The organism is Mucilaginibacter sp., assembly GCF_965201005.1.
Classification (GTDB): Bacteria; Bacteroidota; Bacteroidia; order Sphingobacteriales; family Sphingobacteriaceae; genus Mucilaginibacter_A.
Window position 1 is genome coordinate 1831029 of record NZ_OZ241747.1, and the last position, 13060, is coordinate 1844088.

Below are 13060 nucleotides of genomic sequence, written 5' to 3' on the forward strand. Positions count from 1 at the left end.
TTTATGGATTTTTTAGGTGATAAAAGAAGCATTTATCTTGGGCTGATTACTGTTTTTATCGCGGTATTTTCAGGCTGTAACCAGGAAAAGGAAAAACCGTCGCAAAAGTTTTTGGCACCCGAAAAACCGGTTTTGATGCAGCCTTTCCGGTTTCATAAACTGATTGAAGTTTCGCCCGGGAACAGTTTTGATATTTTTAGCTGGGGGCGCGGTGCTGCCGAAAACGGTTCATTGCTGATTTTGGCCTCCGATTCCTCCGCTCAAAAATATACAACCACAACAGGTGATTTGGATGGTACAATTACCGATGTGTACAATACTGATATGGACATGGACGGCAACCCGGAAATCCTGATCCGGGTAAAGGCAAAAGATACCACAGCTTACACCCACATTTATGCTTTTGAATACCAAGACAACAAGGCGCAAAAACTGGATTTTCCGAAGTTAACTTCCTCACAACGAAAAGGTTATCGTGGTGAAGATAATTTTTATATTAAGGAAGGTATCTTAATGCGCGAGTTTCCGGTTTTTGACGGGAACGGAAGCAACGCCAAACCAACCGGCGAAAAACGGATACTAGAATACGGCCTCCGAAGCAATAATTTTACGGTCAAAACAATAGCGCAAAACGATCCGCAGAAAACTGCTGCCATAAAAGATTCGGTTAAAAGTACGGTTGCTGCACCTGCTGTTTCCACAAAAAATACCCCGCAAAAGAAGCATCATACTTCAGCGCGCAGGCATCATACAGAAAAAACAGCGCATAAAAAAAGTATTCATTCCGCTAAAAAACATCACCGGCACAGAAGGTAACAGCGTTTTTGAATTACTGAATTTATACCGGTAAAAGAAGCATCAACTTAATAAACAAACTCGCCAAACTCAGATCGGATGGTCAATTTTTTGGTGGAGGATGGTTCTGCCCGGCCAACAACCTGTGCGGCGATATTGTATTGATTAGCGATATTGATGATTTCCTGCGCCAAATCCTGCGGAACATACAATTCCATTCGATGGCCCATATTAAAGACTTTGTACATTTCCTGCCAGCTTGTGCCTGATTCCTGCTGAATCAATCTAAACAATGGCGGAACCGGAAACAGGTTGTCTTTTACGATATGCAGCTCATCCACAAAATGTAAAACTTTGGTTTGTGCGCCGCCGCTACAATGCACCATACCATGTATTTGCGCACGATGTTGCTGCAATATTTCTTTAATTACCGGTGCATAAGTTCTTGTAGGCGAGAGGACTAACTTGCCGGAAGTAACAGTTTTGCCGTTACCGATTTCAATCAGATCAGTCAGGTTTTTAGAGCCGGAAAAAACCAACGCTTCCGGAACGGCGGGATCAAAACTCTCTGGAAATTTTTCGGCCAGCGATTTGTTAAACACATCGTGTCGGGCAGAAGTTAAACCGTTGGAACCCATGCCGCCGTTATAGTTTTTTTCGTAGGAAGCCTGTCCGTCTGAAGCCAAACCTACAATCACATCACCAGCCCGGATATTGCTGTTATCAATTACATCAGCCCTTTTCATGCGGCAGGTAACGGTGGAATCTACAATGATCGTGCGCACCAAATCACCTACATCGGCCGTTTCCCCACCGGTAGAATAAATGCCGATTCCAGCTTCGCGCAGTTGTGCCAGCAATTCTTCCGTTCCGTTGATGATGGCGGCAATTACATCTCCCGGAATCAGATTTTTGTTGCGGCCAATGGTAGAGGAAAGCAAAATATCATCCGTGGCACCCACGCAAAGCAGGTCGTCCAGGTTCATGATCACGGCATCCTGGGCAATATCTTTCCAAACTGAAATATCGCCGGTTTCTTTCCAATACATATACGCCAAAGCGGATTTTGTACCGGCACCATCCGCGTGCATAATGTTGCAATAAGCGTCATCCCGGCCTAAAAAATCAGGAATGATCTTGCAAAAAGCTTTCGGGAAAATGCCTTTATCGATGGTTTTTATGGCCTGGTGCACATCTTCTTTGGAAGCAGAAACGCCCCGCAAATCGTATCTTTCGGAAGAAATCATGCGGCAAAAGTAGGAAAAAGCTTTTGGCAATTAGTAATCAGCTGTCAGCAATCAGCTTATGAAAAGTTTAATACTGTTTTTATGAGCATAAATTTGGAAAGGCAGTTAGCAACCAGCTATCAGCTATCAGCGTAAAAGTTTAATACTGTTTTTATCGCTATAAATTTGAGCTGATCGCTTATTGCTAACAGCTAATTAGCAATTTTACATACATAAAAAAAGCTTCGGAAATTTTCCGAAGCTTATAAACTTAGATAGGAAGCTGATTGCTGACAACTAAAAGCCGACAGCTTATTTTATAAACAACAATTCCCTGAATTTAGGAAGCGGCCATTGGGCATCGTCCACCAATTGCTCCAGTTTGTCCACATGGTAACGGATCGGGTCGAAATAGCTTTTTACCTTCTCATCATAAGCAATTGCTTTCTCGCGGATATCTTCGATGGCATTCGCTTTTTTTCGTTCTTCGAGCATTTGGTTTGCATTGTTTTTGATTTCGTTGATATGGGTGGAAATTTTACGGATCAAATCGATTTGTGCACTGTAAGCAGTTTCTTCCAAACCAATTTCCTTCAAACCTTTCACGTTGTCAATTAATTTATTTTGATAGATGATTGCAGCCGGTAAAATAGAACTATTGATAAGTTCGCCCATTACGCGCGCCTCAATCTGCAGTTTTTTATAGAAGTTTTCCAGCAGGATTTCGTGGCGCGCATGTGCCTCACGTTCGCTGAAAACGCCGGTTTTCTGAAATAGTTCGGCCGTTTTTTCGGTAACCAGAACATCCAAAGCTTTCGGGGTTGATTTAATGTTGGCCAGGCCGCGTGTTGCCGCTTCTTTTTCCCATTCTTCGCTATAACCGTTGCCTTCAAAGCGGATAGATTTGGATTCTTTGATGTAACGCTTGATAACCATCATCAAAGCCACATCTTTTTTCTCACCTTTTTTAATGAGTTTGTCCACTTCGTTTTTAAACTTGGTCAGCTGGTCGGCCACAATCAGGTTTAAAATCGTCATCGGACTGGATGAATTGGCCGAAGAACCGACCGCACGCAGCTCAAATTTATTGCCTGTAAAAGCAAAAGGCGACGTTCTGTTCCGGTCGGTATTGTCCCTTAAAATCTGCGGGATTTTCGGGATACCTGACCATAAAGAGTTTTCATCTTTCATAATCCGGCTGATACGTGCGGTATCAATTTCATCTAAAACCTCGTTTAGCTGGCTGCCTAAAAAAATGGAAATAATGGCCGGCGGAGCTTCATTCGCACCCAAGCGATGGTCATTAGTGACCGAAGCGATGGACGCACGCAACAAATCTGCATGTTCGTAAACGGCACGGATGGTGTTCACAAAGAAAGTAAGGAACATCAGGTTATTTTTCGGCGTTTTGCCCGGCGACAACAGGTTTTTGCCCGTATTGGTAATCAGCGACCAGTTATTGTGCTTGCCCGAACCATTGATACCGGCATAAGGCTTTTCGTGCAATAATACTTTGAAATGATGGCGCAAGGCAACTTTGTCCATCAAATCCATCAATAACTGGTTGTGATCGATGGCCAGGTTGATTTCTTCATAAATCGGGGCACACTCAAATTGTGAAGGCGCAACCTCATTATGGCGTGTTTTAAGCGGAATGCCCAACTTCAAGGCTTCCGTTTCAAAATCCTGCATATACGCATAAACACGGTCTGGTATCGAACCAAAATAATGATCTTCCAACTGCTGGCTTTTTGCAGACATGTGCCCGAACAGCGTCCGTCCGGTCATAAACAAATCCGGGCGTGCATTAAACAAGGCAATATCCACCAGAAAATATTCCTGCTCAATGCCCAGCGAAGCATTTACTTTTTCGATGCTTTTATCAAAATAATGGCAAACATCTACCGCAGCTTTATCCAAAGCAACCAACGCTTTAAGCAAAGGCACTTTATAATCCAGTGCTTCGCCGGTGTAAGAAACAAATACAGTTGGGATACAAAGCGTTTGGTTGATGATAAATGCCGGGGAAGACGGGTCCCAAGCAGTGTAACCTCTCGCTTCAAACGTATTGCGGATGCCACCGTTTGGGAAACTGGATGCATCCGGCTCTTGCTGCGCTAAAGCATCACCGCTAAATTTTTCGATACCGCTGCCATCTGCATTTGGCTCAAAAAACGAATCATGTTTTTCGGCCGTTGTACCGGTTAAAGGCTGAAACCAGTGTGTATAATGCGTTACACCTTTACTTACGGCCCAAGCTTTTAAACCGGACGCGATATGCTCGGCAATGTCCCGGTCAATCGTCATACCGCTTTCAATCGAATCAATAATGGATTGGTAAGCTTCTTTTGACAGATATTCTTTCATTTTCTTTTTATCGAAAACGTTGGAGCCAAAATAATCAGAAATTCTGCTGGATGGCGGTTTTACTTCAGGAATAGTTCTGGTAGAAACAGATTGAAGGGCCTGGAAACGAATGTTAGACATATTAATTATGGGATTTTATCAAGTTTGTAAATCGACGTATAAAACAAATATTTAGATCGAAATTATTGTCCATAGTTACAAGAAATGTGGCAAATTTCACAAATAAAAGCTAAATTTTATTAAAAACAATCCTAAAAAGCATCAATATAGATTAAAAATCCGAAATAATCTACGTTTGACTGGGCTTGGCTGGATCAATTAATGAAATATTTTCCAATGGAGTTTTATCGGCTTCAACGCGTGCTGTTTTTATCACCTAAAAATTTGTCATTTATGGTGAAACAACGGGTTACAAATTTGAATGGGAGTTATTACGCACCCACCATTTGGAAAATGGTTAGTATAAAAAATGAGCAATACAGTTTTAGGATAATGATTTTTACCGTGTAAAAGAAGCATTATCTGGCAGGTGCATCTTTTATGGATGCAATAATTTAACAGGTAAAATTTTAGCTTTACAAATCGATATGAAGATAGAACGCAGCTACAAGGAACCTTAAACACAGTATTTACCGAACTTATTAAAGAACAAGGTTTAGAAGGAAGATTGGAACCATATTCTCCGCAAGAAGAAAACCGCGCTGATATCACTTTAAAGAATAAAAACGGAAAGCCGATCTTTTTTATAGAGCTTAAAGACCCAACGGCCAAAGACGGGAAAAGTGTATTTGATAGTGGCGTTTTAATGAGAGAGGTTGAGCGCGCTCAAAAGTTCAATATCAAATATTTTGGCAACTGTAATTTTTTGGCTTGTGCCTTTTTTGATAAAGACAAGTTATACGAAAAGGTAAGTGTTAATGAAGGCTTTTTTACACTTGCAGACATTAGCCGTTTAAGCCAAAGCTACTCGCCAAGTAAAGAGATTTTAAACCGGCTGCGTACCATAGCACAATTTTACATTGATCGTGCTATTGAAATATTAGAGCGGAAACCAATTAAGTTCAGTCCGCTTGATGAACTTTTCATTTTCAAAATCCGCAAACTTATCGAAGTTTATGCTTATCCAATCAGCAATACAGTTTGGGAAAAGTACAGAAACGACAAAAGTTTTGAAAAAGAAATTCAACGCTATTCGCAAAGCCAGTTATGGAACAAACCTTCAACTTACGATGAAATAGAAAACCTCACTTACATTAGTGTGTTGATGCTTATTTCAAAACTTATCTTTTATAAATCTTATGTAGATAACCAAACCTGGAGTGATTTACATCCAATGCAAGTTCCTGATTCAATAAATACACCTATTGAATTGGAAGAATTGATCTGGAAATATTTTGAAACATTTAAGGAAGTTACCGGAAACTTTGAACTGCTTATTGGAGAACGTTCTGATATTATATTCAATATTCCTTTTGTTAGTGATGCCGCAATTGACCTGGTAAAAGAAGTATTAGATACAGAAGGACATTACAATTTTAGTAATATTCCTTTTGATATTATCGGGCGGATTTTTGAAGAGTTGATACGTGAAGATGAACGCCATAAATTAGGACAATATTTCACTCCGCCAAATGTAATTGATTTGATCAACGCTTTTGCCATCCATAAAAGTAATGATAAGATTTTTGATCCTTCCTGTGGTTCCGGTACTTTTTTAGTCCGTGCGTACGAACGTAAAAAGTTGCTGTGTGCCGAAGAAGATAAAGGGGCAAGGCATGAAATTTTATTAAATGAAATTTATGGAAATGACTTGTCTGGTTATCCTGCTTATCTAAGTATGCTTAACTTAGCCATACGCAATACCCGAAAGCCAAGTTACCCACGCATTGCCAATAAAGATTTTTTTGCCATTACCGAAAACACTAAAGTTGCTTTCCATAACCAACAAGGCGAAAAAGAAAGCAGGCCACTTCCCAAATTTGATGCCATCATTGGTAATCCGCCTTACACACGGCAGGAAGATATTGGAACGATGCGTGGCACCGTAAACAAAGCCAAAATTCAAAGTTTGATAAAAGCCGAATGTGATTTTCAGCCTTCACAACGGACTTCTATCTACGGCTACTTTTTTTACCATGCAAGTGTGTTTTTAAAAGACAAAGGTTACCTTGCTTTTATTTGCCAGAATAGTTGGCTTGATACTGATTATGGAATTGATATGCAACGCTACTTGCTTCGTAATTATGAAATAGTTGCTATTATAGACAGCGAAGTTGAACGTTTTTTCCCGTCGGCATCTGTAAATACTACCATTGTAATTGCACGAAAACAAAGAGATGAAGATGCACGAAATGCAAACATGGTAAAGTTTGTTTATTTCACTTCTACTTTGGCCGAAGCAATAAAAAAATACAAAGGCGTAAACAAATTACAAACTATTATACAAGCATCGAATGACAGTGCAACTAATGAATCTTTTCACCTAAATTGTATCCAACAAAATACATTATCAAAATTTACTAAATGGGGACAATTTTTGAAAGCACCACAAGTTTATTTTGATATAATAGAAAAAGGAATTGAAAAGTTTGTTACAGTTAAAGATATAGCAGATGAAATAAAATTTGGTATTAAAACTGGTTGTAATGATTTCTTCATTGTAAAAGAAGTATCTGAAGAAAAGGAAGGGTTACTCAAAGCAGTACTCAATAATTATCAAGGCTTTAAAACTATCAAACAAGTACATAATGAAAACCTTGCTTTAGTTGAAAATGGTTTTAATGAGCTTTGGTTGATAGAAAAGCAATTTTTGTTTCCAATGCTTACAAGTCCGAAAGATGTAAAAACTTACAGCGTAAATTCAAATAAGCTACCTTATTCCGTATTTATAATTGATGAGGAAAAGAATGGTTTGAAATCAAAATCTCCACACGCATTTAGTTATATTATTGATGCAGAAAAAAAGCAGATAAACAAAGCATCTTCTTTAGCAGCTCGTAACAAATGGTATTTTGTAGGTTCAAAAAAAGTTCCTGCGATGTCATTTAGTTATATAATCAATGATTTTGGTAAAACTTTCTTAGTTGATGCTTTTTCCAATAATAACTTTCACAACATCTATTCAGAAAAAAAATCCAAAACGATTTGGTTGTACATGAATTCAACGGTTAGTTGGTTAATTCAACAACTAATTATGAGAAGTAATTTAGGAGAAGGTGCCGGAAAAATCGAAACTTATGATTTAGCTGCTTTTCCTTTTCCTGAAATTGATTTAGAAAGTTTAAAAGTTGATCTGGTTGAAACAAAAAACTACAAAGATGAATTAGGAACACTTGAAAGTTTATCAAATGTAAACCCGGAAAGGCTAAAATTAGACAGTGCAATACTTGAAGCTATTGGTTATCAAAATAAAGAAGAACGCGAAGAAGTTTTACTTGAGCTTTACCGTGCGACTTACCAATTGATTAACGCCCGTTTGCAAAAAGCACAAAGTTTAAAAGGGGTAAAGGCACAGCGAAACAAAGTTGAATTTAGCGTTTATGTAGAACAGTTAAAAGAAATGCTGGTAGAAGGAAAATATGAAGCTAAAAATACCTTTAAATTTGCCAAGCAATTAGAAAAACTGGTATTTGAAATTTCTTCGGAAAGTAAACTTCAAAAGAAAATTTTAGACAGTTACTGGAAAGAAAAATTTGGTGAGTTTTTTAACGAAGCAAAAATTGCAAGTCAAGAACAAGGAAAATTATTTTGATCAATAGTACAAATTGCGAATCAAAATACGGTTTTGCATTCATAAAAAAAGCATCTGCCAACCAGATGCTTCTTTTATGCCCTAAAATTTATGTTCAGGGCGGAACAGCTAATTGCAATTACATGCGCAAACCTCCTTTAAATTTTTAATTTTGCGCTTCCATCAAACCCACACGAATTGGAGCCGCAAAACATGACCAACGTTCAAACCGCTAAAGATTTAGGCCTGCTTCCTGAAGAATATGACCGAATTAACGAAATATTAGGCCGTGTGCCCAACTTTACCGAGCTTTCCATTTTTTCGGTGATGTGGAGCGAACATTGTTCCTATAAAAACAGCATCACCTGGTTAAAAAAACTGCCGAAAGACGGTCCGCGGATGCTGGCCAAAGCCGGGGAAGAAAACGCCGGACTGGTGGATCTGGGCGACGGAATCGGTTGCGCTTTTAAGATCGAATCGCACAACCATCCTTCGGCTTTAGAACCTTATCAGGGCGCGGCAACGGGCGTTGGCGGCATCAACCGCGATATTTTTACAATGGGCGCAAGGCCGGTTGCACAGTTGAATTCGCTTCGTTTTGGGGATTTAAAAAACGAACGCACAAAATGGCTGATAAAAGGAGTAGTAAAAGGAATTGGCGATTATGGCAATGCTTTTGGTATCCCGACTGTAGGCGGCGAGTTGTTTTTTGATGAATGTTTCCAAGTCAATCCGCTGGTAAATGCCTTCTCCGCAGGAATTGTAAAAGCCGGGGAAACCGTTTCTGCAACTTCTTATGGCGTGGGCAATCCGGTTTATATTGTAGGTTCTTCCACCGGGAAAGACGGCATTCACGGTGCCGCTTTTGCCTCAAAAAATATCACTGAAGATTCTGTAAATGATCTGCCTGCCGTACAAGTTGGTGATCCTTTTCAGGAAAAATTATTGCTGGAAGCTTCTCTGGAAGTGATCAAAACCGGTGCAGTAATCGGTATGCAGGATATGGGCGCGGCTGGGATCATCTGCTCCAATTCCGAAATGTCTGCTAAAGGGGAACATGGAATGGTTATCGATCTGGATAAAGTTCCTACGCGTCAGGAAAACATGCAACCTTTTGAGATTTTGCTTTCAGAATCGCAGGAACGAATGCTGATCGTAGTGCAAAAAGGCCGCGAAGCAGAAGTACAAGCTGTTTTTGATAAATGGGATTTAAACTGTGTACAAATTGGCGAAGTAACCGATACCAAACGTCTGGTTTATTATCGCCACGGCGAAATGGTGGCCGACGTGCCTGCGGATGATTTGGTTTTGGGTGGAGGCGCGCCGGTTTACGAACGCGAATACCGCGAACCAGCTTACTTTGCAGAGAATAAAAAGTTTAATATTGACCAGGTTGCAGAACCGGAAGATTTAAAATCCGTTGCCGATCATCTGATTTCTCATCCGAATATTGCTTCCAAACGTTGGGTAACCGATCAATACGATTCGATGGTCGGCACTTCCACCGTTACCACCAACCAGCCTTGCGATGCGGCCGTTGTTGCAGTTAAGGGCACAGATAAAGCGATTGTTTTAACGTTGGATTGCAATTCCAGATACGTTTATGCTGATCCGGAAGTTGGTTGCGCCATTGCCGTTGCCGAAGCTGCCCGAAACATAACCTGCGCCGGTGGTGAACCGGTTGCAATTACCAATTGCCTCAACTTTGGCAACCCTTACGTGCCGGAAGTTTACTGGCAGTTCGTTGGCGCAATTAAAGGCATGACTGCCGCGTGCACCAAATTTGAAACTCCGGTTACCGGCGGAAACGTGAGTTTTTACAATCAATCCAGCGATGAAGGCCCGGTTTTCCCGACGCCAACGATCGGAATGCTGGGCGTAATGGACGATCTTTCCAATTTGACCCGTTCTGATTTCCGTAACGAAGGCGACCTGATTTACTTGATCGGCGAATCAAAAAACGATATTTCTTCGTCTCAATATCTGGCCTCTTTTCACCAGGTTTCTGCTTCTCCCGCGCCATTTTTTGATCTGGAAAAAGAATATGCCATGCATCAGGTTATCAAGCAGTTGATCAAAGAAAAACTATTGGTTTCCGCCCATGATGTTGCCGATGGCGGTTTATATATTGCCTTACTGGAATCTGCTTTTCCAAATAAATTGGGTTTTGAGATCGAAAGCGATGTAGAAACCCGCAAAGATGCCTTCCTTTTCGGCGAAGCACAAGGCCGAGTGGTGGTTTCCATCAAACCGGAAAACCAGGAAGCTTTGGTAGAATTAATGGCTACATCAGAAGTTGAATTTAGTTTTTTGGGAACGGTTACTTCCGAAAATTTAGAAGTTGACGATACTGATTTTGGGTCGATAAAAGAAGCATCATTTATTTATGACAATGTGCTGCACAATATTTTAGGCGATTAAGTTATCTGTGAAATCTTCCCACAATCTGTGAATCATAAATAATTATGCTGAAAATTAATAATGTCCACCACATCGCCATCATCTGTTCCGATTATCAAATTTCCAAACATTTCTACACGGCAATTTTAGGTTTTGAAGTAGAACGGGAAGTTTTCCGTGAAGCCAGAAATTCCTGGAAATTAGATATGAAAGTTGCCGGACAATATCAAATCGAATTGTTTTCTTTTCCTGATCCAACACCGCGTCCATCACGGCCGGAAGCGGCAGGTTTACGTCATTTGGCTTTTGCAGTTGATGATTTGGATGAAGCAATACTGTTTTTATCGCATAAAAATGTGCAAACAGAACCGGTCCGGGTAGATGAATTTACCGGAAAACGTTTTACTTTTTTTGCCGATCCGGACGGTTTGCCGCTGGAATTGTACGAAAAATAAATGAGTTCTGTTTTCTATTTCCAGCAATTCTCCGTTGACCAAACCAACTGCGCCATGAAAATCAATACAGATGGCATTTTGCTTGGCGCAACAGCATTCGCAGAAAAATCCGACAAAATATTAGACATTGGCACCGGTACCGGCGTAATTGCTCTGATGCTTGCGCAACGGTTCCCGGATGCGCAAATTGATGCGGTGGAAATTGATCCTGCTTCCGCAGAAACTGCCGGACAAAACTTTAAAAATTCACCTTTTTCAAACCGGCTTCAAATCCATCCAACTTCAATACAAAATTTTTGGCTGCAAAAACAGCATCAGCAATACGATTTGATCGTTTCAAATCCGCCGTTTTATCTGGATTCGTTAACTTCTCCGCAGGAAAACAAAACGCTGGCAAAACACGCCGCGCCGCAGTTTTTTGAAAACCTGCTCCAAAATGTCCCTGGTTTTCTAACTGCAAACGGAAGTTTGTGGATAATTTTACCGGTAAAAACAGCATCAGTTGTGAAAGCTTTGGCGGCAAACCAATTGTTTTTGCAACACGAAATTGCTGTTTCTTCTTTCAAAAATGAAATTCCGCATCGATATATACTTTCTTTTGGTTTAAATCGGATCAAAATTAAAAACGAACCATTTACCATTTATGCAGATCAAAAAGTTTACAGTGGTGGTTATCAAACTTTATTAAAAGATTTTTTAATGATATTTTGAGAAGTACGGGGTTTGAAGGGCGAGGCCTGAGCGCAACTTACCATGAACTGTTAACCATCAACTAACCAAAAAACCATGACAAAAATTGGCCTCCTTTCGGATACGCACGGTTATTTAGATCCGGCCGTTTTTAAACATTTTGCAGATGTTGACGAAATTTGGCACGCGGGCGATTTCGGCAATATCGCGCTGGCAGACGAAGTTGCCGCCTTTAAACCTTTGCGCGGCGTTTATGGCAACATCGATGGAAAAGATGTGCGCATTGTTTATCCGGAAAACCTCCGTTTTTTTTGTGAGGAAGTTGATGTTTGGATGACGCATATCGGCGGTTATCCTGATAAATACAATGCAGCCGTTAAACCCGAAATCTATATAAATCCGCCCAATTTGTTCATTAGTGGGCATTCTCATATTTTAAAAGTGATGTTTGATAAAAAAATCAATTGTTTGCACCTAAACCCGGGCGCGGCAGGCAAACAAGGCTGGCACAAAACGCAAACCCTGATGCGGTTTTGTATCGATAAAAAAAACATTACTGACCTTGAAGTTATTGAACTTGCAAAACCTTGACTTGCAATCAAACAGCTTAAATTTAGGTTGATAAAAGAAGCATTGCCGTATTCAAGGAAAGCAGCAGCTGCTAAAAAAGTTTATCTTTTAAGATTTCTGCTTCAAAAAAAACATCTAAAGGTAAGTTGGCTTGTTTTGCCGCGGCAACGGCCAGCTCATCGCAGCGTTCATTTTCGGGATGGCCGGCGTGGCCTTTCACCCAAACAAAACGGATTTGATGCTGACTGTAAACGCTAATTAAACGCAGCCACAAATCCTTGTTTTTCTTGTCTTTAAACCCTTTTTTGATCCAGCCGTAAACCCATTTTTTTTCGATCGCATCGATCACGTACCTGGAATCCGAATAAATTGTGACCGTTTGATTTGGTTTTTTGATTGCCTCCAAAGCCGAGATCACGGCCATCAGTTCCATGCGGTTGTTGGTGGTTTTACGGAAGCCGCCGGAAAGTTCTTTATAATGGCCGCCCGACCGCAAAATAGTGCCGTAGCCGCCCGGCCCGGGGTTTCCGCTGGAGGCACCGTCTGTAAAAATTTCGATCATTTAGCAGCAAAAGTAATTTTTACTTCCCGAAAAATACCTGCTAAAAACAGCATGAAAAATTTCGGCACAAACCACTTGACATTTACCATAAGATTTTTACTTTTGTAGCAACAAAACGGTGGGCGTAGCTCAGCTGGTTAGAGTATTGGTTTGTGGTGCCGAGGGTCGTGGGTTCGAGCCCCATCGTCCACCCGTTTAAAAGCCTTCTGCATTAAATGTGGAAGGCTTTTTTTGTTTGTTACAATTCCGAAATTATTATATACAA

At 40.5% G+C, this 13060-nt stretch carries 9 protein-coding genes and 1 tRNA gene; 7 read left to right on the forward strand and 3 right to left on the reverse strand.

The window, feature by feature from the left end; genetic code table 11:
* Window positions 1–3 precede the first annotated feature (3 nt).
* Window positions 4–816, forward strand: coding sequence for a hypothetical protein (locus ACOFKR_RS08460; RefSeq protein ID WP_419803585.1), 813 nt, complete (start codon window positions 4–6; stop codon window positions 814–816).
* A gap of 47 nt (window positions 817–863) precedes the next feature.
* Here the strand turns inward: ACOFKR_RS08460 and ACOFKR_RS08465 are convergent, their stop codons facing one another.
* Both ACOFKR_RS08465 and ACOFKR_RS08470 read right to left on the reverse strand, forming a co-directional pair.
* A complete protein-coding gene (locus ACOFKR_RS08465) occupies window positions 864–2042 on the reverse strand; it encodes an AIR synthase related protein (protein ID WP_419803586.1) in 1179 nt (392 codons plus the stop codon).
* A 291-nt stretch (window positions 2043–2333) separates the two neighbouring features.
* Window positions 2334–4508, reverse strand: coding sequence for a glutamine synthetase III (locus tag ACOFKR_RS08470; RefSeq protein WP_419803587.1), 2175 nt, complete (start codon window positions 4506–4508; stop codon window positions 2334–2336).
* A 547-nt stretch (window positions 4509–5055) separates the two neighbouring features.
* On the opposite strand from ACOFKR_RS08470, the gene ACOFKR_RS08475 reads away from it, so the two are divergent.
* The 5 genes from ACOFKR_RS08475 to ACOFKR_RS08495 all read left to right on the forward strand — a co-directional run bounded on the left by ACOFKR_RS08475 (window position 5056) and on the right by ACOFKR_RS08495 (window position 12254).
* Window positions 5056–8139 (forward strand): HsdM family class I SAM-dependent methyltransferase, encoded by a 3084-nt coding sequence (locus ACOFKR_RS08475; protein ID WP_419803588.1) that lies wholly within the window; start codon window positions 5056–5058, stop codon window positions 8137–8139.
* A 192-nt stretch (window positions 8140–8331) separates the two neighbouring features.
* Window positions 8332–10539, forward strand: a complete 2208-nt coding sequence (gene purL / locus ACOFKR_RS08480) for a phosphoribosylformylglycinamidine synthase subunit PurL (RefSeq protein ID WP_419803589.1) — start codon at window positions 8332–8334, stop codon at window positions 10537–10539.
* A 44-nt stretch (window positions 10540–10583) separates the two neighbouring features.
* A complete protein-coding gene (locus tag ACOFKR_RS08485) occupies window positions 10584–10973 on the forward strand; it encodes a VOC family protein (RefSeq protein ID WP_419803590.1) in 390 nt (129 codons plus the stop codon).
* Window positions 10974–11684 (forward strand): tRNA1(Val) (adenine(37)-N6)-methyltransferase, encoded by a 711-nt coding sequence (locus tag ACOFKR_RS08490; RefSeq protein WP_419803591.1) that lies wholly within the window; start codon window positions 10974–10976, stop codon window positions 11682–11684. It abuts the gene before it with no gap.
* A 75-nt stretch (window positions 11685–11759) separates the two neighbouring features.
* Complete coding sequence (locus tag ACOFKR_RS08495; protein ID WP_419803592.1) at window positions 11760–12254, forward strand: metallophosphoesterase family protein; 495 nt, start codon at window positions 11760–11762, stop codon at window positions 12252–12254.
* Between the two features lie 70 nt (window positions 12255–12324).
* Here ACOFKR_RS08495 and rnhA read toward each other — a convergent pair whose 3' ends face one another.
* Window positions 12325–12795: a ribonuclease HI gene (gene rnhA, locus ACOFKR_RS08500; protein ID WP_419803593.1), complete on the reverse strand. Its 471-nt coding sequence runs from the start codon at window positions 12793–12795 to the stop codon at window positions 12325–12327.
* Between the two features lie 118 nt (window positions 12796–12913).
* On the opposite strand from rnhA, the gene ACOFKR_RS08505 reads away from it, so the two are divergent.
* Window positions 12914–12987 (forward strand) — tRNA-His (locus tag ACOFKR_RS08505).
* Window positions 12988–13060: the final 73 nt, after the last annotated feature.